Raw genomic sequence first — 22,859 nt, forward strand, 5'->3', positions numbered from 1 at the left:
CTCGACAACGCTCAATTTAAAAGCCAGGCTGTAATCTCGCTGACTGCGTCGAAACCCTTGTTCCATCGGACACTCCTTCTCTGTAACGAAAAAGTGTCAACTTATTCCAGGACGGGTCAGCGCGCACAAAAAAGCCCGCACGATCGCTCGTGCGGGCTTTAGCGCAAGGATTCCTGGCGCCCGGTTGATCTAGATCAACCGACTACGCCTGCGCATGTAGCTGCGGCTTAACGCACCTTCCAGTTCCTGCTCCGTTTTATGCTGGTTCACCGTGTACAGGGCCCACAGGGCCGCCGGCGCCCAGCCGATCACAGTGCACTGCATGATCAAGGCGGCGGCACCGGCCAGCGGGCGCCCCAGCATGAAAAACGTGAGACACGGAAGTAGCAAGGCTATCAGCAATCGCATCACGACATACTCTCCTTCAAAATAGAGCAGCGGACAAGGGCCGGTATCCGGTCCGTCCCCCGCCCGCTGCGTACTGCTCCTTAATAAAGTCTGGCAAAATCGTCGCGAGCGAATGCGAGTTGCGGCCGAGAAGCGCAGCTGTGCGAATGCACAGTGAGCATCACAGGCCACAAATCGCGGCGCGCAGCAGATTTGGCCAGACCTTTATAGATGCACGGCAATTTGGGGCATTAAGTCGTCAAACGTGCGACCGTTGCCGTTTTCTCCGATGGCGTGCATCTTCCATTCGCCGTTATGGCGGTACAGCTTGGCCATGATCTGTGCCGTGTGGCTACCTTGCACAGACAGGTTGAAACGCGCGACTTCCTGGTTATTGCTGGCATTCAAGATGCGGCAATAGGCGTTTTCCACCTGCGAGAAGTTCTGGCCAGTAAAGCTGTTGACGGTGAAGACCAGGCTTTTCACGTGCGCCGGCACTGTCGACAGATCGACATTGATCTGTTCGTCGTCGCCATCGCCCGCGCCCGTACGGTTGTCGCCCGTGTGAACGATGCTGCCGTCCTTGCTTTTCAGCTGGCGGAACCAGACGATGTCGGACGTGCTCTTGTTTTCATCGAACATGACGCACGAGGCGTCCAGGTCGACGGCTTCCGTCTTCGAACCGAAACCGAGGAAACCCTTGGTCTTGGCCGCATCCCAGCCCAGGCCCATGGTGATACGGGTCAGGGTGGTACCAGCTTCTTTGTCCAGAGAAATCTTCTGGCCTTTGCTCAAATTGACAGACATACGCATAGCTCCTGTTAGGTTGGTTACTGCTTGATTACGCCGGCTTGCTTTGGGTCCAGGCGAGGAAGGCCGCGCGGTTGCGCGAGCACACGAGGATTTTTCCCGTGCCTGAAAATTTCAGTACTACGCCCTCGCCGCTGGTCTGGCTATTGATCAGGTTACCCAGAAAGCCGCCGCTGCTGCCGGTCGTCATGGAAATTTCGTATTGCAGGCGGTTATCCCAGCACACGACGTGCGAGTTATCGATCACCACGTCCTTGCCAGGCGTCACTTCCAGTATCGACATCGCGCCAAAACCGGACACCGCCAACTGGCCGCTGCCTGCCGTCTCGGTGATGAAAAAACCACCGCTCTGGGCAAACAGCGCATTGCCAAGGCTTTGCGTGCGCACCTTCAATTCCACACCAGCACTGGCCGCCACGAAGGCGCCGTCGCTGATCATGTATTGCTGGGCGCCAACCTCGAGCACCCGCATCGCGCCGGGCAAGGTGGGTGACAGCAGACAATCGCCGTCGCCCCGCATGGCCTCGATATGCTGCTGAAAGAACGATTCCCCGTTGGCAAAGGTGCGCATCAGCGCGGCGCCTATGCCGCCAGTCATCTTGCCTTTCAGCTCAAGATTGGTTTCCATCATCACCATCGCGTTGGATTCGCAATAAATCTTCTCGCCCTTGGCAAGCGACACATGCAGGAACGGATCGACATCCCCGGTAATAGTAAACACTGGCATTCAACTGTTCCTTCCTTGACGATGATGGTGATGTCGGGCTAAACCGCCCTTACTACAGAATAACGGTGCCGCACAAAACCGTAGCGAGCGGATGTGATTTGTGACCGAGAAGCGCAACCGTACTTTAGTACGGTGAGCATCGCCGGCCGCAAAGCGCACCGCGCAGTAGGTTTGGTGTGGCTACCTTAGACGCCGACGCCGAACGATGCGGCGAGGGGACCTAAACCGCCCTTGTAGCCCTGGCCGATGGCCTTGAATTTCCAATCGGCGCCATTGCGGTAGATTTCACCGAAGACCATGGCCGTTTCCGCCGAACCGTCTTCCGACAGGTCGAAGCGGGCGATTTCCGTGTTGCCGTTGGCGTTGACGCAACGCACGTACGCCTTCGACACCATACCAAAGTTTTGCTTGCGCGCTTCGGCATCGTGAATCGTGACGCAGACGGCGATCTTGTCGATCTCGGCTGGCACCGTGGCCAGATCGACGATGACGGTTTCATCATCGCCATCGCCAGCGCCGGTGGTGTTGTCGCCCGAGTGGGTGACGGAACCGTCGCTCGACTTCAGATTGTTGTAAAAAATCATGTCGACGTCGGCGCGAACCTTGCCGTCGGCCTTCAGCAGGAAGATCGAACCGTCGATGTCGAATGCGGCGCCGTCGGTGGCGCGGGCATCCCAGCCCAGGCCGATGATCATCTTCGAAATGCCGGGGGCTTCTTTGCTCAGGTTGACGTTGCCGCCTTTTTGCAGACTGATTGCCATGATGTATTTCTCCTATGTGGGTTGTGTATGACCAAACACCTGGCGCCCTCCACCGGTCTGACTCCCCAGGCCGGCGGCGGCGCTTGCTACAACTTGCCGACAAACGGGTGTAGTCGTTTGCCGCGCATTCTTTACACTGCCTTGACCGCTTCCAGCGCTTGCGTCTGGCCTTCTTCGAGGGCCATCCTGCGCTTGTAGCGGATCGACGACCACAGCGAGGCGAGAATGAAGGCCACCCCAATCAGACCCGTGAAGATCTCGGGAATGTGGAACTTCATGCTGACCAACATGATCACGGCCAGGATACCGATCGCATAGTGCGCGCCGTGCTCCAGATAAACGAACTCGTCGAGCGTGCCCTTGCGCACCAGGAACACCGTCATCGAACGCACGAACATCGCGCCGATCGCCAGGCCCAGCATGATGATCACGACATCCTTGGTGATGGCAAACGCGCCGATCACGCCGTCAAAGCTGAACGAAGCGTCGAGCACTTCCAGGTACAGGAAGCCGCCGATACCGCCGCGCTTGATGATGTCGCCCATGTTGCCGTCGCCGTTATCGCCTTCCAGCAAGCCGCTGATCACATCGACGCCCACGTAGGTCAAGATGCCCCACAGGCCGGCCGTCAGGACCACCAGTTTCTGGCCTTCTTCGATCATCGACAGGCTGGCCATCAGGGTGCCCAGCGCGATCATCACGGAAATCGACGAGATCTTGCCCAGCGCGCCCAGTTTTTCTTCAATACGGCCCAGCCAGTGCGTTTCTTTCTCCGAGTCCAGCAGGAAGTTCAGGAACACCAGCAGCAGAAAAATGCCGCCGAAAGCCGCCACTTCCGCGTGGTGATTCGTCAGGTGCATCGAATACTGTTCCGGATTGCTCAGGGCCAGATTCCATACTTCCAGCAAGCCCAGGTCCGCCGCTTGCGCCACGATGACCAGCGGGAACAGCAGACGCATGCCGAAGACGGCGATGATGATGCCCACGCCCAGGAACAGGTTCTGCCAGAACTTGTCCCAGTTCTTCAGCACCGAGGCGTTGACCACCGCGTTGTCAAACGACAGCGAGACTTCCATCACGCCCAGGATCACCGCAATGCCCAATGCCGACAGCATGGTCGACACGCCACCATGCGTGTAACCCCACCAGGCGGAAATGCCCAGGCAGATAAATGTCACTAGAAATGACACTCTGAAATGTTTCATCGATAGTTCCCCTTTATCCAAATTCAATGGAACGTAGTATAAGGACATGTGACACATTTAAAAATGGAAGATAATGGAAGCATTACTTCGCAAAAACAGAAGATAGGCCCACACGATGAAAACCACCGGTTTCAATTACCGCCATTTGTACTTCTTTTGGGTGGTCGCCAAGGAAGGCGGCGTGACGCGCGCGGCAGAGCGCCTGGGACTGGCCGTGCAAACCATCAGCACCCAGCTGGCCCTGCTGGAAAAGGAACTGGGCAGATCCCTGCTGCAGCCGCAGGGGCGGCGTTTGGTGCCGACGGAAGCGGGCCGGCTGGCGCTCGGCTATGCCGACCAGATTTTTTTGCTGGGCGAACAGATGCAGGAAGCGCTGGCCGACACGGATGCGGAAAAGATGCGCCTGACGGTGGGCATTTCCGATTCCTTGCCAAAACTGATGGCGTACCGCATGCTCGACGCCACGCGCAGCCTGGACAAGCCCGTCAAGCTCGTGTGCCTGGAAGATGAATTCGAGTCCTTGCTGGCCGACCTGGCCCTGCACAAGCTGGACCTGGTGTTGACGGACCGCGCCGTGCCGGCCGGCGCCAGCCTGCGCGTCTCCAGCCACCTGTGGGGAGAGAGCGCCATGAAGCTGTTCGCCATCCCCGCGCTGGCCGAGCAATACCGCAACAATTTCCCGCACAGCCTGCACGGCGCGCCCTTTTTACTACCCGCGCGCAATAACGCCCTGCGCGGGCGCATCGACGAATGGATGGTGCAGCAGGGCGTGCGCCCCGACGTGGTCGGCGAATTCGAAGACAACGCCATGCTCAACGCATTCGGCCGCAAGGGCCTGGGCCTGTTCTTCGCCCCGGCCAGCCTGGCCGGCGAAATCGAGGAGCAATTCGGCGCCGTGCTGGTGGGCGACGCCTCATCCCTGCGCGAACAGTTCTATGTGATTTCGAACGAGCGCAAGATCATGCACCCGGCGCTGGACGTGATCCTGGCCGCCATCCAGAGTCACCCGAAGATTCACAAGGAAACCTGATAAATCCATTCGAAAATAACGTTTGAATAATCAATCAAAAGCGATTGTAATGAAGCCTGAGACAAACACGCGCCCCTCCCTCGCCGGAAGGGCGCGACCACCATAAAAAAACAGGAGCGGCACCATGTCCACGGCAGGCAAGACGATCGATATTCCCGATCTCATCAATAACAACAAGATCGGCTCCTTCCAGATCGGCATGCTGATCCTGTGCGGGCTGTGCGTCATCATGGATGGCTTCGATGTACAGGCGATGGGCTATGTGGCGCCCGCCATCATTGCCGACTGGCATGTCAGCAAGGCCAACCTGGGCCCCGTGTTTGGCGCGGGCTTGCTGGGCATGCTGGTCGGCTCGCTCGTCTTCAGCATCACGGCCGACAAGTTCGGCCGCCGCCCCGTGCTGATCGGCTCGACCATCTTCTTTTCGCTGTGCATGCTGGTCACGCCGCTGGCGACGAACATCGAGCAATTGCAGCTGATCCGCTTCATCACGGGCCTGGGCCTGGGCGCCGTGATGCCGAACGCCATGGCGCTGGCCGGCGAATACAGCCCGCTGCGCAAGAAAGTCACCCTGATGATGCTGGTCTCGTGCGGCTTTACCCTGGGCGCCGTGCTGGGCGGATTATTGTCCGCCGCGCTGATTCCCGCCTTCGGCTGGCAATCCGTGTTTTACGTGGGCGGCGTGGTGCCGCTGGTGATCGGCGTGCTGATGTTCTTCCTGCTGCCGGAATCGATGCAATTCCTGGTGCTCAAGCAACGCAAGCTGGACAAGGTGGCGCAGTGGTTGAAACGCATCGATCCCACCGTCAACATCACGGCCGACACGCAATACGTCGTGCATGAGAAGGCCCACAAGGGTGCGCCCGTGCTGCAATTGTTTACGGGCGGCCGCGCGAAGATGACGATTTTGCTGTGGGTCATCAACTTCATGAACTTGCTGAACTTGTATTTCCTGTCGAACTGGCTGCCGACCATTGCCAAGGAAGCGGGCCTGTCCACGGCCAACGCCGTGCTGGCAGGCACAGCCCTGCAAGTGGGCGGCACCATCGGCACCCTCGTCATGGGCCAGCTGATCGACCGCTCCAGCTTCCGCCGCATCCTGCTGCCGTGCTTCCTCGTTGCCGCCGTGGCCATTGCCCTGATCGGCCGTCCCGACGTGTCACTGGCCTTCCTCTTCATCACGATCTTCATCGCGGGCTTTTGCGTGGTGGGCGGCCAACCGGCCGTCAATGCCCTGGCGGCCAGCTACTACCCGACCACCTTGCGCTCGACGGGCATCGGCTGGAGCCTGGGCATCGGACGCATCGGCTCCATCATCGGCCCCGTGCTCGGTGGCGAGCTGATCCGCCTGAACTGGCCCAACAGCACGATTTTCCTCGTCGTTGCCATTCCCGCCATCGTTTCGGCCGTCATGGTGTTTGCCATGCGCGGCGGACCGCAAACGGCGGCCAAGGGCTGAAAATAGCTGAAAAAACGTGAAAAACCTGCCGCGCGCGCCCGCCTGCACGGGCGGCGTGCGCGGCTAAATTAGGCTATGGCGCCCTTCGTCGTTTAAGATGACGTTTTACCAGCCCATCTTTTGCGCCCCCATGCACAATGTCTTGCTAGTCCTGCTCGCCCTCTTCCTGGTCGCGCTGAACGGTTTTTTTGTTGCCGCCGAATTTGGCATCGTCACATTAAGGCGCACGCGCATCCGCGCCATCGCCAGGACACAGGGACTACGGGGCCGCATCCTGGCCAAGGTGCATGGCCAGCTGGACGCTTACCTGTCCGCCTGCCAGCTGGGCATCACGCTGGCGTCGCTGGGCCTGGGCTGGGTCGGCGAACCGGCGTTTGCCGGCTTGCTCGAACCCGTGTTCGGCGCCATCGGCGTCACCTCGCAAGAACTGATCCACGGCGTCTCGTTCGTCGTTGCCTTCAGCGTCATTTCCTTCCTGCACATTGTGGTGGGCGAACTGGCCCCAAAATCGATGGCCATCCGCAACCCGGAAGCCGTCGGCCTGTGGAGCGCCATTCCCCTGTATGGTTTCTATTGGGCCATGTACCCGGCCATCTACCTGCTCAACGCCAGCGCCAACTGGGTGCTGCGCATGGCGGGCCTGTCCGGCAAGGGTGGCCACGATGCCCATTACTCGTCCGAAGAATTGAAACTGATCTTGCGCACCAGCCAGCCCGGCGAAAAATTTACGCGCGACGAGCGCAACATCCTGGCCCAGTCGCTCGATTTCGAACAAATGACGGTGTCGGATCTGATGCGCCCGATCAATGAAGTGATCGCCCTGTACGCGTCAAACACCCTGGAAGAAAACCTCGACACGGTGCTGCGCAACCGCTTCAGCCGCTACCCGTATTTCGACATGAATGAAGACGACGTGCTGGGCGTGGTGCACTTGAAAGACCTGTTCTTTGCCCAGCAGGCGGGCAAGCCGATCACCTCGCTCACGCCGTTTTTGCGTCCGGTGGACATCATTTCCGCGCGCACGCCGGCGCTGGAACTGTTCCGCCGCTTCCGCGACGGCGCGCCCCACTTCGCCCTGATCGGCGAGAAGGGCAAGCGCCCGCTGGGTTTCATCACCTTGGATAACTTGCTCGGCGCCATGGTCGGCGAAATCCGCGACGAATTCCGCCGCAATGAAAACGACTGGCTCAAGCAAAGCGACGGCACCCTGATCGGCAAAGCCAGCCTGCCCATCTTTTCGCTCGAACGCATCCTCGGCATCGATATCGAAAACGAGGAACTGGGGCTCGATGACGTGGAATCGGTGGGCGGCTTGATCATGGTCAAGCTGGGGGATATTCCGAAGCAGGGCCAGCGCATCACCTTTGTCGACTTCGACATCGTCGTCAAGAAGATGAACGGGCCCCGCATCGTGCTGATTAAAGTGATCCCGAAGCAGGAACGCGACCTCGACGCGGACTTGCGCGATTAATCTTTTTTCAAGGTAATCGTATCTTTACCCTGCGGCACGGTGGTCTCGCCCACCGTCCACGTCTGGAGCAGGCTGTATAGCACAGCCAGCAGGGTCGGGCCAATAAAAATGCCGACGAAGCCGAAGGCCAGCACGCCACCCAGCACGCCCAGCAGCACCAGCAAAAACGGCAAGCTGCTGCCGCGGCTGATCAGCATGGGCTTGACCACGTTATCCACGCCGCTGATCAACAGCGCGCCCCACACCAGCATGAAAATGCCCCAGCCCGTCCGCCCTTCCGTAAACAGCCAGATGGCGGCGCCGCCCCAGATCAGGGGCGGCCCGACGGGGATCAGCGAAAAGATGAAAGTGGCCACGCCCAGCAGCGCCACGGCGGGCACGCCAGCGATCAGAAAGCCGATCACCGCCACCAGCGCCTGCGCCAGCGCTGTGCCCAGCAAGCCATACATGACGCCGCGCACGGTGCGGCTGATGGTCAGGCCCACGCCCGGCGCGCTGTCGCCGATGATGCGGCCGGCGCCCGTCATCAGGGCACGGCTCAGTTGCTGGCCGTCGCGGTAGAGGAAGAAGCTGACGAACACGGCCAGGCTGGTCTGCGCCAGGCCCGTGCCCAGCAAGATGCCGCCGGAGGCGAGAAAATGGCGCGCCGGCTCCAGCATGGTCTTACCCAAATTCAATAATTCCTCGCGGTCTTCCAGCAACCGGCGCACATAGCCATCGATGGTTTCGCCCACCACGGGGATGCTGGCCAGCCAGGCGGGAGGATGCAGGCCGCCCGATTCCAGCGCGACACGGATCTGCTCGTACACGCGCGAGACATTGTCGGCCAGGTTGTAGGTGACGAGGGCCAGCGGCAGCACGATAACGAGAATGAGCGACACGGTCATGATAGACGCCGCCCAGTTGCGCCGGCCTTTCAGGCGCTCGAGCAGCAGCAGATACAGGGGCCAGCTGGAAATGCCCACGCAGGCGGCAAACAGCATGGCGGCCAGGAAGGGCCGCAAGACGAAAAAGCAGCCGATCAGCAAGAAGATGATGGCTGCCAGGCGGGCGTGGGGCTCGAAACGTTTGTCCATGTACTGCAAATCCTGAAGATGGCGCCCGGGGGCGCGACCGGGTCAGGATAGCAGAAGTTTAAGATCGTGCGCGATGGCGGCAGGTTTTTCGCCGTGGCGCACGAACAGGCGGATCTTGCCTTCGCGGTCGAACACATAGGTGCCGGCCGTGTGGTCGACCGTATAGCTGCTATCCGTTTCGCCCTCGACCTTGGCGTAATACACCTTGAATTCCTTGGCTACCCTGGCCGTCGCGGCCGCATCGCCATACAGGCCGACGAAGCGCTTGTCGAAGGCGGGCACGTACTGCGCCAGCAAGGCTTGCGTGTCGCGCTCGGGGTCGACGGTGACGAACAGCACTTGCACCTGCTCCGCTTGCGGGCCCATTGCCTGCATCACCTGCGCCATGTCGGCCATGGTCGTGGGACAGACGTCCGGGCATTGCGTGTAGCCGAAGAACATCAGCACCAGCTTGCCCTTGTAATCGGCCAGGGTGCGCGGGTGGCCCGTGTGGTCCGTCAGCGCGAACTCGCGCGCGTAGCCGAGGCCCGTCACGTCCGTATTCTTGAATTCCATCTTGGTCGCGGCAGGCTTGCCGCAGCCGGCGAGGACGGCGACCAGGGCGGCCGCCAACAACAGGGTCAGATATTTTTTCATATGCCGAGGGGAATATAGTGGTCGACCAGCAGGGCCGCGAACAGCAATGCCAGGTAAATGATGGAATACGTAAACGCTTTGCGCGCGATCAAGTCCGTGTAGTGGCGGTACATCTTCCACGCGTAATACAGGAAGCCGGCGTTCAGCAGCACGGCCGAGGCCAGGTAGATCAGGCCGCTCATGCGCACGGCAAACGGCAGCAAGGTGGTGGCGGCCAGCGCGATCGAGTACAGCCAGACGTGAAATTGCGTGAATTGCATGCCGTGCGTGACGGGCAGCATGGGCAAGCCCGAGCGCGCGTAGTCGTCGCGGCGATACATGGCCAGCGCCCAGAAGTGCGGCGGCGTCCAGACAAAAATAATCAGAACCAGCAGCCACGCCTGCATTGGCACGTCGTTGGCCACGGCGGCCCAGCCCAGTGCGGGCGGCATGGCACCGGACAGGCCGCCGATGACGATGTTTTGCGGCGTGGCGGGTTTGAGCACCATGGTGTAGATCAAGGCATAGCCGACAAAGGTGACAAAGGTCAGCCACATGGTCAGCGGATTGACGAGGTTGTACAAGATCGCCATGCCCAGGCCGCCGATCACCAGCGCGAACACCACCGTCTGTTTCACCGTGATGTCGCCCATGGCCATGGGGCGGCGTGCCGTGCGGGCCATGCGCGCATCGATTTCGCGCTCGGCCAGGCAGTTGACGGCAAACGCGGCGCCAGCCAGCAGCCAGATGCCGATGGTGCCGAACACCACCGCGCGCCAGTCGGGCAACTCCTCGCTGGCCAGGAACATGCCGATGACGGCGCAAAATACGGCCAGTTGCGTCACGCGCGGCTTGGTCAGCGCCCAGTACTGGGCGATGCGGGGGGAAGGTTTACGGCTGATGGTCTGAGTAGTCATTTATGCGGTACGGGAAGGACTGGCTGGTGCCGAGGGCACTGGCGCGGAGGCGCAAGCGCGCTGAACAGTGCGCGCAACATCGAGTTGGAATTTAGCCTTGTAGTTTAACATGGTCAGCAACAACACGAGCAGCGCCGCGCCGCCGTTATGCAGGACGGCAATCGACAATGGCCAGCTCAGGTAAATCGTCGCCAGGCCCGTGGCAGCCTGCAGGGCCAGCACCAGCGCGACCCAGCGGGCCGTGCCGCGCAGGGATGGCAGTTTCCATGCGCGAAACACGGTGTAGCCGATGCCAGCTGCCACGATGAAGGCGAAATTGCGGTGCACCCAGTGGATGGCCGTCAGCGCGGAAAATGGCAAATAGTGGCCGGCGGCCGTCTTGCCCAGCTCGCGCCACAAATGGAAACCGTGTTCAAAATCCATCTCCGGAATGACTTTGCCGCCGCACAGGGGAAAATCCGTGCAGGCCAGGGTGGCGTAGTTGGTGCTCACCCAGCCGCCCAGCGCGATCTGCACGGTGAGCAGCATCAGCGACATGACGGCCAGCGCGCGTACGGGGCGCAGCACGGCAGCGTCCGCATCGGCGCGCAGCAAGGGTTGGACGGCATGGTCCTGGCGCCCGCCCAGCCACGTCAGCATGGCCAGCAAGCCCATGCCCAGCAGCAAGTGGATGGTGACGATCACCGGCTGCAGTTTCAGGGTCACCGTCCAGGCACCGAACGCGCCCTGCAGGCAGACGAACAAAAACAGCGCCGTCGGCAGCGCCGGGGCGAATTCCTCGCGTTTGCTTTTGCGCCACTGGCGCCACGCCTGCACCATCATCGCCACGATCAGCACGCCAATGGCCATGGCCAGGTAGCGGTGCGTCATCTCGATCCACGCTTTTACTACCGTGACGGGACCCGTCGGCATCAGGGTTTCCGCCGCCACGATGTGCTCGTGCGCGAGGAATGGATTGGCCGAGCCATAACAGCCTGGCCAGTCAGGACAACCGAGGCCGGAATCGGACAGCCGCGTAAAACCGCCAAACATGATCAGGTCGACCGTTAAAAAGACGGCGATCCACACCAGCTTGCGGTATTTATTGGCGTCCGCGGACACCCACACCATGGTCAACGGCAGCAGCGCCACCAGCAGACCCGTCAAGCCCAGCTGGGCCAGCGCGGAGAGATGCATCGTCGGCATGCAGACTCCTCAACCGATCGCCGAAGCTTTGAGCAGCTTGGCGATGTCTTTCTTGATCTTGTTCGGGTCCGCGTCTTTCGGGAAGCGCATCATCAAATTGCCCAGCGGATCGATCAAATACAGGTGGTCGCTGGTCTTGCCCCCCGCCTCCACGGGCAGCCACGCTGTCAAGGCGTCGTTATTCACGCGCAGCATGCTGGTGCCGTCGAATTCGCGCATCACGAGCGTGTCGAGCGGCTGAGCGTCCGTCACCAGCCAGACCCGTTCCAGGCGCTCGCGTTCCTTGCCTTGCATGAGGCGCAGTTGTTGCATGTCAAACAATTGCTTCTTGCACGCTTCCTGGCAATCGGACGGCCCCGTTTGCAGCAGCACCCACTTGCCCTTGAATTGCGCCAATGGCGCCGCCTTGCCGTCCAGTTCCGTCACCTGCAACTGGGCTTCGGGTATCGGGTGCAAACGGGGGTCGATCAGGGCGCCGTAATTGTTGCGGCCCGTGGGCTTGATGATGTAATACGTGAAATACGAAGCGATGATGGGAAAGGCGCACACGGCCACCACGGCCAGCAGTTTCCAGCGTCCGCTGTTCTGCATCTGTTTCTCGGGGCTGTCTTGCGTTGCTTCAGGGCTGTTTGTTTGCACGTCGAAATCCTGTAAAGACAAAAAATAGAAAAGCCATCAGTGCCAGTGCGACCCACTGGAATGCATAGCCGCGGTGCTTGTCGGCGCCCAAGTCGGGCGCTGGCCAGTCGCGCACGGGAAGCGCGCTGGCCGCTGGCGCCGCTGCCGATGTCGGGTCGGCTGTTTGTTCGAGAAGGAAGGGCTGCAAGGCCAGGCCGCTGGCCCGGGCCAGCTGGCCGATATCGGCATTTTGCACGATGGCGTGCGGCGCCAGGGCCGGCGCCGTGCCCAGTTCCATCACGTGACCCGCGTTCAGGCGCGCGATGCCGGCAATCGTCACCGTGCCCGTGGGCGTGGCGTAGTCGGGAATGCGCGTACGCTCGGCATTGTTGCGCGGCAACCAGCCCTGCGCCACCAGCACGTGCATGGCGGAACCGTCAATCTGGAATGGCGTGAGTACATGGAAGCCGGCCTGGCCCTTGTAAGGGCGGTTGTCCAGGTACACCGTCCAGGCGGGCACGAAGCGGCCCGTGACGGTGACACGGCGGTATTCGATCGCTTGCGCATCGGCCGGCAGCAGGGGCGCGGCCGTCAATGCCAGCGGCGCGGCCTGGTTGCCCGCTTCGAGTTTGGCGGCGCGGGCGAGCTTCTCGTCGCCACGGCGCTGCTGCCATTGCGCCAGAGAGACCCCCAGGGCCACCAGTAGCAGCATTACAACAAATGGAATCCATCTAAAATGGAAGCGGATACGCATTACAATGAAACCTCCTCAAGCCGGGCGCTACCATCCATGAAAATCCTCGTTGCCATTGCCTTCATCCTGATCCTGGGCAGCCTGGGCTCGGCCCTGTTCTTCCTCATGCGCGACAAGGGCAAGAGCAACCGCACCGTGCAGGCACTGGCCCTGCGCGTGGGGCTGTCGATCACTCTGTTTTTGCTGATCCTGCTGGCGCACAAGCTCGGCTATATCCAGCCGACGGGAATACATTAAATGCTGGGGTCAGACCCGCGGGGGAATGCGCCTCAATGGGGCGGATTCCGATCCCGCAGGGACTGACCCCGGTGCTAACGACGTTGCTTGGTTAGCAAAATTCTTAAACTAAGAAAAAAGCCGTACCCAGGATCTCCCGGTACGGCTTTTTTTTATGGTGCAGGCGCACCCTTCAACGGCGCGCGCCCTGCCCCGCCATTATAACCAATACACGACCACGTACAGGCCCAGCCAGACGACATCGACAAAGTGCCAGTACCAGGCGGCGCCTTCGAAGCCGAAGTGGTGGTCGGGCGTGAAGTGGCCTTTCAGCACGCGGTACAGGATGACGGACAACATGATGGCGCCCAAAGTCACGTGGAAGCCGTGGAAGCCCGTCAGCATGAAGAAGGTGGCGCCGTAGATGCCCGACGTCAATTTCAAATTCAGTTCGCTGTAGGCGTGCATGTATTCGTAGACCTGGAAGCCCATGAAGATGGCGCCCAGCACGATGGTAGCGAACAGGAACAGGGCCGTCATGGCGCGGTGGCCGGCGCGCAGCGCGTGGTGCGAAATGGTCAGGGTGACGCCGGACGTCAGCAGCAAAGCCGTATTGATGGTCGGAATCCAGAACGGCGTCATGGTGGTAAATTCCTGCACCGTGCCGGCCGGGCCCGTATTGCCCCAGTGGGCGGCGAAGTCGGGCCAGATCACCTTGTGGTCGAGGTCAGCCAGCCACGGCATGGAAATGCTGCGCGCATAGAACAGGGCGCCGAAGAAGGCGGCGAAGAACATGACTTCCGAAAAGATGAACCAGCTCATGCTCCAGCGGAAGGAGTGGTCGATGCGCTCGCTGTACAGGCCCTGCTCCGATTCGCTGATGGCGTCGCCGAACCAGAAGTACAGCACCAGCAGGATACCGGCGATGCCCAGGTAATTCACGTACGGCCCCCAGGAGACGTCGTTGACCCAGGCCGAGGCGCCGATCATGGTCAGCAGCAGGCTGGCGCCGCCCAGCATGGGCCAGCGCGACGGGCCGGGCACGAAATAATAAGGTACGGCGGCGTGGTTGGAACTCATCATCATCTCCTCAAAAACTTATAGGGTGGTTTTTTTATAATTTATAAAACGACGAATTTAACAATCGAAATCAGGATGCCGATCAGGCAAGCCACTACCAGGAAGCCGGCGATGACGATGTGCACGGGATTGAGCTTGGCCGAATCCGTGTCGAAATCGCTCTTGCGGCGCAGTCCCGTGAACGACCACACGACGGCGCGCAACGAATACAGGAACGACGCTTTTTCAGGTTGCTTGGATTCGCCCATGGCACTCTCCTATTGGACGGCCGGCGTCTGAGCCTGGCTCAGACCGGCAATCTCGAAAAACGTGTACGACAGGGTGATGGTCTTCACCTCTTTCGGCAGGGCCGGGTCGAGGAAGAACACCACCGGCATCTGCCGCGCTTCGTGCGGTTTCAAGGTCTGCTGCTTGAAGCAGAAGCACTCGACCTTCTTGAAATGCGGCGTGGCGCTCTGCGGCGCGTAGCTGGGAATGGCTTGCGCGTTGACGACGCGGTTTTGCGTGTTGACCACTTCATACATGACGGTCACCAGTTCGCCCGGATGCACTTGCATGCTCGACACGGTCGGGCGGAAGCGCCATGGCCCCTGCGCATTGCCGTCGAACTCGACGGTGATGCTGCGCGTCGTGTCGACCTGCGTATTGTTGTCGTAGGCCACGGTGCCATCTTTTTGCGTCAGCACGTTGATGCCCATCACTTCGCAAATCTGCTTGTAGACGGGAATCAGGGCATAGCCAAAGCCAAACATCAGCACGGCAATGACGATCAGCTTGCCCAGCATCTTGCGGTTCAGGCCGCGTGTTTCCTGTTGGTGGGGTGTCGTCACGTCAGAGCCACATGCGCTTGACGAATACGGACAGGAAGAAGAAGGCCGCCAGGGCGGCCAGGATCAGCCCGGTACGCAGGTTGTTCGGTTTTTTACGCTCAGTTTTCACTTCGGTCATGACAGGCACTTTATTCAAGACGGGCCGCGCAACACGCCGGCCCGGGATACCTCACTTCACTGTCGGCGGCGTTTCAAACGTGTGGAAAGGCGCCGGGCTCGGCACGGTCCATTCCAGGCCTTCCGCGCCTTCCCATGGTTTCGCTGGCGCAGCCTTGCCGCCGCGGATGGTCGGCAAGACCACGAAGAACAGGAAGTACACCTGCATCAGGCCAAAGCCGAAGCCGCCGATCGAGGCGATCATATTAAAGTCCGTGAACTGCGCCGGATAGTCGGCGTAGCGGCGCGGCATGCCGGCCAGGCCCAGGAAGTGCATCGGGAAGAAGGTCACGTTGAACGTGATCAGCGACAGCCAGAAGTGGATCTTGCCGCGCGTCTCGTTGTACATATGGCCCGTCCATTTCGGCGACCAGTAGTAGAAGCCGGCGAACAGGGCAAACAGCGAACCGGCCACCAGCACGTAGTGGAAATGCGCCACCACATAATAGGTATCCTGCAGCTGGATGTCGATCGGCGTCACCGCCAGGATCAGGCCCGTGAAGCCGCCCATGGTGAAGACGAAGATGAAGCCGACCGAGAACAGCATCGGCGTCTCGAACGTCATGGACCCCTTCCACATGGTGGCGATCCAGTTGAACACTTTCACGCCTGTGGGCACGGCGATCAGCATGGTCGCGTACATGAAGAACAGCTGGCTGGTCACCGGCATGCCGGTGGTAAACATATGGTGCGCCCAGACGATGAAGGACAGAATCGCGATGGAAGCGGTAGCGTAGACCATCGAGGCATAGCCGAACAATGGCTTGCGGGCAAACGCGGGCAGGATCTGCGAGACGATGCCGAAGGCCGGCAAGATCATGATGTAGACCTCGGGATGGCCGAAGAACCAGAAGATGTGCTGGTACATGACGGGGTCGCCGCCGCCAGCCGCATTAAAGAAGGACGTGCCGAAATGGCGGTCCGTCAGGGTCATGGTGATGGCGCCGGCCAGCACGGGCATGACGGCGATCAACAGATACGCGGTAATCAGCCAGGTCCAGCAGAACATCGGCATTTTCATCAGGGTCATGCCAGGGGCGCGCATGTTCAGGATGGTGACGATGATGTTGATCGAGCCCATGATGGACGAGGCGCCCATCAGGTGCATGGCAAAAATCGCCATGTCCATGCCAGGGCCCATCTGCGTCGACAGCGGTGCATACAGGGTCCAGCCGGCGGCGGTGGCGCCGCCCGGCACGAGGAAGGACGTGGCCAGCAGCAGCGCGGCCGGCGGCAGCAGCCAGAACGAGAAGTTGTTCATGCGGGCAAAGGCCATGTCGGATGCGCCCACTTGCAGCGGGATCATCCAGTTGGCGTAGCCGACGAAGGCCGGCATGATGGCGCCGAACACCATCACCAGGCCATGCATGGTGGTCAGTTGATTGAAGAATTCAGGGTGGAAAAATTGCAAGCCTGGATGAAACAGTTCCGTGCGTATCATCAGGGCCAGCACGCCGCCCGACAGCAGCATGATGAACGAGAACCACAGGTACAGGGTACCGATATCCTTGTGGTTGGTGGCAAACAGCCAGCGGCGGTAGCCGGTCGGGTGGTCGTGGGCATGGTCGTGATCGTGACCGGCGTGATCCAAGGTGCTAGTGCTCGTGCTAGTACTCATATACGGCTCCTAATTACTTGCGTGCAGCCACGACTTCGGCTGGTTGAACGATGTTCTCTGCGGCCTTGTTCGACCAGGAATTGCGCGTGTAAGTGATCACTGCGGCAATTTCCGTGTCGGACAGCTGTTTCCAGGCTGGCATCTCGGCGGGATACTTGCCGCTCTTTTGCCCGTTCAGCAAGACATGGATCTGATCCGCTTTCGGACCGTTCACGACGGCCGAGCCGTCCAGCGGCGCAAATGCCCCTGGCACGCCCTTGCCGGTTGCCTGGTGGCAGACCACGCAGTTGGCCGTATACACTTTCTCGCCCTTGACCTTCAACTCGTCGATGGTCCACACCTTGCTCGGATCATCCGCCAGTGCCGCCATTTCCTTTTGTTTTACATCAACCCAGGCCTTGTAGTCATCTGCCGAGACGACCTTGACGACGATGGGCATGAAGGCGTGCTCCTTGCCGCACAGCTCGGCGCAATTGCCGCGGAAGGTGCCGATATGGTCGGCCTTGAACCAGGTGTCGCGCACGAAACCGGGAATCGCATCTTGCTTGACGCCGAAGGCGGGCACGGACCAGGCGTGGATGACGTCGTTGGCCGTCAGTACCACGCGGATCTTCTTGTTGACCGGCACGACGACTTCGTTATCGACTTCGATCAGGTAGTTTTCGCCCCGTTTTTCCGTCGGCGGCACGCCAGGTGCGCCCACTTGCGAGCGCGGCGTGGCCAGGTTGGAGAGGAAGGAAATGCCTTCGCCCTCGCCTTTCAGGTAGTCATAGCCCCATTTCCATTGCATGCCGGTGGCCTTGATGGTGATGTCGGCGTTCGAGGTGTCCTTCATGCCCACCACGGTGCGCGTGGCAGGCAGGGCCATGCCGATGACGATCAGGAAAGGCACGACGGTCCAGGCGATCTCGACGGTGGTGCTTTCGTGGAAAGTGGCCGGCTTGTGGCCCAGGGACTTGCGGTGCTTGAAGATGGAATAGAACATGACGCCGAACACGGCCACGAAAATCACCAGGCAGATGATCATCATCAGGGTGTGCAAATCGTAGATTTCATGGGCGATCTGTGTCGCCGGCGGTTGCAGATTCATTTCGAACGGCACGGGACCGCCGGTGCCGGGATAGGTGCTGGCAGCCGGTGCCGCCGTGGCCCATCGCCCGATGCCAAACGCTGTCAAAGACAGCCCGAGCAGCAACGATTGAAGTCGCTTTGCATGTGTCATGTTTTCCCCAACCACCCAAAAATAATGATATTTTAAACGGCTGCGGATTTCTCCGTACTGGACCGCTGCCGCTCCTCCATGAAAGCAACACGGCCGGAATACGGCCATGTGCGTCAAGCACCAGCGAATTCCATGCTGGCTGCGGCAGCCAAAACGCTGACGGACAACCATGCTGGAACCCTGTTTTTCTTCCCCACCTTGAAATGGCCTCGTGTGGAAGATGGTTACTATACTAATGCAGTAACTTCGAATAAGTCTTGCTTTGTTTTTTTTATTTTGTATGCAGCCCTTGTTTTTTCTACTTAGCAAGCTGACAAACAGTCAACGATTATAGTCAAGTAAACTTGAATCCATCAAGCAATAATCGGCTTTGTGCGTGCCCTTCTCCCAGCCGCCGCGCGCTTTGCAACGGTTGCTGCAACATCCATGCGCGGATGGCGACCAAGTGTCGGTTTCTTTGTCCTTTTATTTGGGTTTTCTCGGTAAATCAAAACGGATGATCGCCTCGCCATTGCGCGTCACGCGCGGCGCGGGACGGAAGGCGTGGCCATAGATGACCTCGAAACTCAGGCCCAGCTTGCCGTCGGGACGGCGCATCTTTTCCAGCGCGGCCAGCATGCGCTGCCAGGCCGCCTTGCCCATCAGGCCGCGCCGGCGCGTGGTGAGCGGGTTGCCGCCGAAGGCGCGCACGTCCGCCAGCAGTTTTTCCGCCGTATCGTAGGTCACCGTAATGATTTCCATGTCCAGCACGGGCGTGGAAAAACCCGTCTCGACCAGCATGTCGCCAAAGTCGTGCATATCGACAAAAGGCAAGGCGTGCGGATATAAATCCGCCTCGGCAAACGCGTCGCGCACTTCGCGGAAGGTGTCGGGACCGAAACAGGAAAACATCAGCAAGCCATCGAGGCGCAGCGCGCGCCGCCATTCGGCAAACACACGGTCGGGCTGGGCATGCCAGTGCAGCGCCAGGTTGGACCACACGAGGTCGATACTGCCCTGCGCCAGCGGCAAGTCGCCGAGGTCGCCGCACAGCAAATCCACGCCCGCTTTGGCCGGCAAGAGTTTGCTGAGAAACTGGTTCAGGCTGGCCAGTTTCGACGCGGGCGCGCGCGCCGCCTGCATCATCGCTTGCGCTGCATCGAGACCGATAATCTGCGCGGCGGGATAATCCTTGTGCAACTGCGCCAGGTCCGCGCCCGGGCCGCAGCCGGCGTCGAGCACGCGCAAGGGCGTGATTTTCACCAGCTCCAGGCGCTCGTGCATGCGTGCCGACACTTCGCGGCGCAGGAAATCCGACGGCGCGACGCGCGCGGGACGGGAAAAGAAATCGCGTACTTGCACCGCATCGATGGGCGCACTCATTTTGGGTGGATTGGCGGGAACTGGCATGTTGAAACCGGTGAGGTGAGATAATGTCGGCAGTGTACATGGAACGACGCCATCGCGATGCGGACCGCCACCCAGCCCCGCCTTGATGCCGCCTGGCAGGCGCTGCGCCAGTGGCTGGGTGCCACGGTGCTGCCAGCGCCATGCGCGCTGTGCGGCATCGGCTGCCCGCAAGTGCTGTGTTCGCCCTGCCGCGCGCAGTATCTGGGGCAAGGACGCGGGCAACTGCGCCACCGCTGCCGCCAGTGCGCCAATCCGCTCGTGGACATCGAGGTGGCGCTGCTGTGCGGACGCTGCCTGCACCAAAGGCCCGCGTATGACGCTACCGTCACGGCGTTTGATTATGCGGCACCCGTCGACCAGTTGCTGCTGCAGCTGAAATTCGGCGCGCGCCTGGCGCTGGCGCCCCTGTTGGCGGAATTGCTGCATGTTGCCATTCAGCAACAACAAGCATGGGAAGCGCCGCAACTGCTGTGCCCAGTCCCGCTGGGCCCGGCCCGGCTGGCCCAGCGGGGCTTTAACCAGGCACTGGAAATCGCGCGCCCGCTGGCGCGCCTGCTGGACGTCCCTTTGCAGTCCCGCCTGGCGCTGCGCGTGCGCGAGACGCGGGCGCAAAGCGGCGTGGCACCGCAGGAACGACGAGCCAACCTGGCGCACGCGTTCGCCATCGCGCCCGAACATGGGGCGTTGTTGCAAGGATGCCATGTGGGCATCGTCGACGACGTGATGAGCAGCGGCCATACCGTCAACCCGCTGGCGGCCGCCTGCAAGCGCGCAGGAGCGGTGAAGGTCAGCATATTGGTGGTGGCGCGCACGCCGCCGCATTAATTTAGCTATATATTAGATACAGATAGACCCAAGGAGAGCATTTTGTTTCACGTTGTTTTGGTAGAACCTGAAATCCCGCCCAACACGGGCAACGTCATCCGCCTGTGCGCCAACACGGGCGCGCAACTGCACCTGGTCGAACCTCTGGGCTTTCCGCTCGACGATGCCAAGATGAAGCGCGCCGGCCTCGATTACCACGATTACGCCAAGATGAAGGTGCACAAGAATTGGGCAGCGTTCCTGGCCGACACCCAGCCTGATCCGGCCCGCATGTTCGCCATGACCACGCGCGGCTCGCGCCCGTTCGGCGACGTGGCCTTCTTGCCGGGCGACGTGTTCGTGTTCGGCTCGGAAACGAAAGGCCTCGATCCCGCCCTGCGCGACGGCTTTCCGGAAGAGCAACGCATCCGCCTGCCGATGCGCCCGGATAACCGCAGTTTGAATTTATCGAATACGGTGGCCGTCGTCGTCTACGAGGCCTGGCGCCAGCACGGGTACCAGGGCGGCGCTTAACTAACGTAACGCCAGCTGCGCCGCGCCGCTATGCTCGTCCAGCATCACCAGCTGCGTATGCAGGTCGCGCGTGGCGGCCAGTTTGCCGTTGACATATAAATTCGTCTTGACGCCATACACACCCTGCGACACGCCGGCCGGCAAGGTCAGTTCGAACGAGTTTTCAAAGCGCCCGCCCGACTTGTTGCTGCTGGCCAAAGCCTTCGAGCCGGACTTGAATGGCTGGCCTTGCGGATCGAGCACCACCAGTTCTTCGCGCACGTCGTTGACGCTTTGCGCGCTACCATTGACCAGCTCCACCACCGAATGAACCTTGAACGGCTGGCCGCGCTTGACGGTCGACGCGCTCAACTGCGGCGTGTACGACACCACTTGCGGCTCGCGCGGCAGCGCGCCGCGTGCGCGGATGTAGTCGCGGTCCGCCTGCGCCGCCGTCTTGGTCTGGCGCGAATTGACATTGATGGCCAGGCAGCCGGCCGCCGCCAGGCCGCCGCCGATGGCCGCGCCCTTCAGCGCGCCATTCTTGCCACCCGCCAGCGCGCCCAGCAGCGCCCCCACGGCCGCGCCGGCCGCCGCCGACGTGCCCACGCTGCACGGATCTTCATCGGTGGCCGCCTGGGTACCGCCTTGCGGATAGGAATTGTCCTGGCGCACGCCGTTCGGATTCATCGGTGCCGTGGCGCAGCCGGCCAGCATGGCGGCGATGGTCAGTGCGGCGGTGGCGCGCAAGGTGGTGTGATTCAGCATGGTGCCCCCGATGACTAATTGATCGTTGTTTCCGTCTGCAGCACTTGCCGCTCGCGTTCGCGGATGCGGCGCGACAGGTTGTCGATGCGCGCATTGCCCGGATCGACGCGGCGCGCGCTTTCCAGATACGTCTTGGCCGCATCGAACTTGCCTTCCAACAAAGAGCGCTCGGCGTCGCGCAGGAACGATTGCGCCATCTCGCTGCGCATGGCCGCGCCGCTATCGACGGGCGGCGTTTCCAGCGGACGGCGTTCGGCCACCGCTGAACGTTCGACCGCGCGCACCGGCGCCGGTTCCGTTGACACGCTGCGGGCCGGTGCCGTTTCCAGCGGTGCCGCTGCAGAAACGGGCGCCGGCGCCGGGGCCGCCGACAACACTTGCACATCGGCCTTCAACTGCGGCAATTCCACCGCTTCGCGGTCGATCGCTTCCAGCCGGGCGATGCCATTCCTTGCCGCCGCCGCATCCTTGCCATCGAGCGCCTGGCGTACTCCCACCAGCACCGACGCGGCTGCCGCCTGCTGGCGCGCCAGCTGCTTGCGCAAGGAATCCACGCTGGCAGCGCCCGCGCAATCGACGTCGAGCGCGGCGATGCCGCTGGCCGCGCTTTGCAATTGATGTCCATCAATAGCGCGCTCGATGGCGCGCACGCCGCGCTGGCAACTGCCCGATGCGGCGCCCGCCTTGCCGATCGCCGCCTGCAAATCGTCGGCCTTGGCGCTGGACTTGCCGGTGCAGACATTTTTCGCCGTCGCCAGCTTCTGGCGGGCGCCATCCAGACTGCCATTTGCCACCAATTTCAAGCCGCTGTCGATGGCGTCATTGCAGGCCGCATCGTTCTTGCCGCCCGGCTTGCCATTCATGTAGACGATGACGGCCGCCAGCACGGCAAGGCCGCCCACCCAGCGCAGCCACTTGCGCGGCGGTGACGGCGGCACCGGTGCGGCCGGCGCTGGCGCCGGGGCAGGTACAGGCTTCGGCGCAGCTTGCGGCTGCGGCTGCGCCGGTTTCGGCGCCGGTTTCGGCGCAGGCGCCGGTGTCACCGGCACGGGCGGCGGCTTGGGCGCCACGGGCGGCGCTACTGGCATAGGCGCGGGCACGGGCGGCAGCGGTGGCGGCACGGCCGCCGCTGGCTTGGCAGCGCCAGCCACGGCGTGACCGCAGTAGGGGCAATGGCTGACAGCACTGAACAGGCCGCCCTTGCATTTGATGCAGATATCCAAAACTAATCCTTCATTCCAACGTCAT

General features: G+C 61.3%; 27 protein-coding genes. 7 read left to right on the forward strand and 20 right to left on the reverse strand.

Annotated elements, in window-relative coordinates; genetic code table 11:
- Positions 1 to 189: 189 nt before the first annotated feature.
- The 5 genes from O0882_RS24315 to O0882_RS24335 all read right to left on the reverse strand — a co-directional run bounded on the left by O0882_RS24315 (position 190) and on the right by O0882_RS24335 (position 3,890).
- Positions 190 to 408, reverse strand: a complete 219-nt coding sequence (locus O0882_RS24315; RefSeq protein ID WP_086139074.1) for a YqaE/Pmp3 family membrane protein — start codon at positions 406 to 408, stop codon at positions 190 to 192.
- Between the two features lie 204 nt (positions 409 to 612).
- The gene (locus O0882_RS24320; protein WP_100428966.1) at positions 613 to 1,194 is read right to left on the reverse strand and encodes a TerD family protein; all 582 of its coding nucleotides are present in this window, start codon (positions 1,192 to 1,194) and stop codon (positions 613 to 615) included.
- Positions 1,195 to 1,228: 34 nt separating this feature from the next.
- A complete protein-coding gene (locus tag O0882_RS24325; RefSeq protein ID WP_289952257.1) occupies positions 1,229 to 1,924 on the reverse strand; it encodes a TIGR00266 family protein in 696 nt (231 codons plus the stop codon).
- A gap of 185 nt (positions 1,925 to 2,109) precedes the next feature.
- Entirely contained in the window at positions 2,110 to 2,685 is a 576-nt protein-coding gene (locus O0882_RS24330; RefSeq protein WP_071079413.1) for a TerD family protein, read from the reverse strand.
- 131 nt (positions 2,686 to 2,816) lie between these two features.
- Complete coding sequence (locus tag O0882_RS24335) at positions 2,817 to 3,890, reverse strand: DUF475 domain-containing protein (protein WP_289952260.1); 1,074 nt, start codon at positions 3,888 to 3,890, stop codon at positions 2,817 to 2,819.
- Positions 3,891 to 4,005: 115 nt separating this feature from the next.
- On the opposite strand from O0882_RS24335, the gene nhaR reads away from it, so the two are divergent.
- The 3 genes from nhaR (at position 4,006) to O0882_RS24350 (ending at position 7,850) form a co-directional block, all read left to right on the forward strand.
- Positions 4,006 to 4,920, forward strand: coding sequence for a transcriptional activator NhaR (nhaR, locus tag O0882_RS24340; RefSeq protein WP_289952262.1), 915 nt, complete (start codon positions 4,006 to 4,008; stop codon positions 4,918 to 4,920).
- Positions 4,921 to 5,044: 124 nt separating this feature from the next.
- A complete protein-coding gene (locus tag O0882_RS24345; protein ID WP_289952263.1) occupies positions 5,045 to 6,379 on the forward strand; it encodes an MFS transporter in 1,335 nt (444 codons plus the stop codon).
- Positions 6,380 to 6,509: 130 nt separating this feature from the next.
- On the forward strand, positions 6,510 to 7,850 hold the full coding sequence (locus O0882_RS24350) for a hemolysin family protein (RefSeq protein WP_289952265.1): 1,341 nt from the start codon (positions 6,510 to 6,512) through the stop codon (positions 7,848 to 7,850).
- On the opposite strand, the gene O0882_RS24355 is transcribed toward O0882_RS24350, so the two are convergent.
- Genes O0882_RS24355 through O0882_RS24380 form a run of 6 tightly spaced genes read right to left on the reverse strand, consistent with a single transcriptional unit; the run spans position 7,847 to position 13,015 of the window.
- Positions 7,847 to 8,926: an AI-2E family transporter gene (locus tag O0882_RS24355; protein WP_289952267.1), complete on the reverse strand. Its 1,080-nt coding sequence runs from the start codon at positions 8,924 to 8,926 to the stop codon at positions 7,847 to 7,849. The genes O0882_RS24350 and O0882_RS24355 overlap by 4 nt on opposite strands.
- A 42-nt stretch (positions 8,927 to 8,968) precedes the next feature.
- The gene (locus tag O0882_RS24360) at positions 8,969 to 9,562 is read right to left on the reverse strand and encodes an SCO family protein (RefSeq protein WP_289952268.1); all 594 of its coding nucleotides are present in this window, start codon (positions 9,560 to 9,562) and stop codon (positions 8,969 to 8,971) included.
- Positions 9,559 to 10,458, reverse strand: a complete 900-nt coding sequence (cyoE, locus tag O0882_RS24365) for a heme o synthase (RefSeq protein ID WP_289952269.1) — start codon at positions 10,456 to 10,458, stop codon at positions 9,559 to 9,561. Before cyoE ends, O0882_RS24360 begins: the two co-directional genes overlap by 4 nt.
- Positions 10,459 to 11,634, reverse strand: coding sequence for a COX15/CtaA family protein (locus tag O0882_RS24370; protein ID WP_289952434.1), 1,176 nt, complete (start codon positions 11,632 to 11,634; stop codon positions 10,459 to 10,461).
- 18 nt (positions 11,635 to 11,652) lie between these two features.
- Positions 11,653 to 12,234 (reverse strand): cytochrome C oxidase subunit I, encoded by a 582-nt coding sequence (locus O0882_RS24375; protein ID WP_289952436.1) that lies wholly within the window; start codon positions 12,232 to 12,234, stop codon positions 11,653 to 11,655.
- A 28-nt stretch (positions 12,235 to 12,262) separates the two neighbouring features.
- Positions 12,263 to 13,015, reverse strand: coding sequence for an SURF1 family protein (locus tag O0882_RS24380; RefSeq protein WP_289952270.1), 753 nt, complete (start codon positions 13,013 to 13,015; stop codon positions 12,263 to 12,265).
- A 36-nt stretch (positions 13,016 to 13,051) separates the two neighbouring features.
- Between O0882_RS24380 and O0882_RS24385 the strand changes: the two genes are divergently transcribed.
- A complete protein-coding gene (locus O0882_RS24385) occupies positions 13,052 to 13,252 on the forward strand; it encodes a twin transmembrane helix small protein (protein WP_034748996.1) in 201 nt (66 codons plus the stop codon).
- 198 nt (positions 13,253 to 13,450) lie between these two features.
- On the opposite strand, the gene O0882_RS24390 is transcribed toward O0882_RS24385, so the two are convergent.
- Genes O0882_RS24390 through coxB form a run of 6 tightly spaced genes read right to left on the reverse strand, consistent with a single transcriptional unit; the run spans position 13,451 to position 18,137 of the window.
- Positions 13,451 to 14,311 carry a cytochrome c oxidase subunit 3 gene (locus O0882_RS24390; protein ID WP_289952273.1) on the reverse strand — a complete coding sequence of 287 codons (861 nt, stop codon included), beginning with the start codon at positions 14,309 to 14,311 and terminating at the stop codon, positions 13,451 to 13,453.
- Between the two features lie 41 nt (positions 14,312 to 14,352).
- A complete protein-coding gene (locus O0882_RS24395; RefSeq protein ID WP_034749002.1) occupies positions 14,353 to 14,559 on the reverse strand; it encodes a DUF2970 domain-containing protein in 207 nt (68 codons plus the stop codon).
- A 9-nt stretch (positions 14,560 to 14,568) separates the two neighbouring features.
- A complete protein-coding gene (locus O0882_RS24400) occupies positions 14,569 to 15,141 on the reverse strand; it encodes a cytochrome c oxidase assembly protein (RefSeq protein ID WP_081344910.1) in 573 nt (190 codons plus the stop codon).
- A 1-nt stretch (position 15,142) separates the two neighbouring features.
- Entirely contained in the window at positions 15,143 to 15,259 is a 117-nt protein-coding gene (locus O0882_RS24405; RefSeq protein WP_217494223.1) for a cytochrome oxidase small assembly protein, read from the reverse strand.
- Between the two features lie 51 nt (positions 15,260 to 15,310).
- Positions 15,311 to 16,915, reverse strand: coding sequence for a cytochrome c oxidase subunit I (gene ctaD / locus O0882_RS24410; RefSeq protein ID WP_219330106.1), 1,605 nt, complete (start codon positions 16,913 to 16,915; stop codon positions 15,311 to 15,313).
- A 13-nt stretch (positions 16,916 to 16,928) separates the two neighbouring features.
- Positions 16,929 to 18,137, reverse strand: coding sequence for a cytochrome c oxidase subunit II (gene coxB, locus O0882_RS24415; RefSeq protein WP_289952276.1), 1,209 nt, complete (start codon positions 18,135 to 18,137; stop codon positions 16,929 to 16,931).
- Between the two features lie 78 nt (positions 18,138 to 18,215).
- Between coxB and O0882_RS24420 the strand changes: the two genes are divergently transcribed.
- Positions 18,216 to 18,443 (forward strand): hypothetical protein, encoded by a 228-nt coding sequence (locus O0882_RS24420; protein WP_289952277.1) that lies wholly within the window; start codon positions 18,216 to 18,218, stop codon positions 18,441 to 18,443.
- A gap of 159 nt (positions 18,444 to 18,602) precedes the next feature.
- On the opposite strand, the gene O0882_RS24425 is transcribed toward O0882_RS24420, so the two are convergent.
- Positions 18,603 to 19,499, reverse strand: coding sequence for a methyltransferase domain-containing protein (locus O0882_RS24425; protein ID WP_099760640.1), 897 nt, complete (start codon positions 19,497 to 19,499; stop codon positions 18,603 to 18,605).
- 84 nt (positions 19,500 to 19,583) lie between these two features.
- Between O0882_RS24425 and O0882_RS24430 the strand changes: the two genes are divergently transcribed.
- Positions 19,584 to 20,351 (forward strand): ComF family protein, encoded by a 768-nt coding sequence (locus O0882_RS24430; protein WP_289952278.1) that lies wholly within the window; start codon positions 19,584 to 19,586, stop codon positions 20,349 to 20,351.
- A gap of 42 nt (positions 20,352 to 20,393) precedes the next feature.
- Positions 20,394 to 20,864, forward strand: a complete 471-nt coding sequence (gene trmL, locus O0882_RS24435; RefSeq protein ID WP_289952279.1) for a tRNA (uridine(34)/cytosine(34)/5-carboxymethylaminomethyluridine(34)-2'-O)-methyltransferase TrmL — start codon at positions 20,394 to 20,396, stop codon at positions 20,862 to 20,864.
- Here the strand turns inward: trmL and O0882_RS24440 are convergent, their stop codons facing one another.
- Entirely contained in the window at positions 20,865 to 21,611 is a 747-nt protein-coding gene (locus tag O0882_RS24440; protein ID WP_289952280.1) for a hypothetical protein, read from the reverse strand.
- Between the two features lie 14 nt (positions 21,612 to 21,625).
- Positions 21,626 to 22,834 (reverse strand): hypothetical protein, encoded by a 1,209-nt coding sequence (locus O0882_RS24445; RefSeq protein WP_289952281.1) that lies wholly within the window; start codon positions 22,832 to 22,834, stop codon positions 21,626 to 21,628.
- Positions 22,835 to 22,859 lie beyond the last annotated feature (25 nt).

Origin of the sequence: Janthinobacterium sp. SUN073, from assembly GCF_030397665.1 — a bacterium.
Lineage (GTDB): Bacteria > Pseudomonadota > Gammaproteobacteria > Burkholderiales > Burkholderiaceae_D > Janthinobacterium.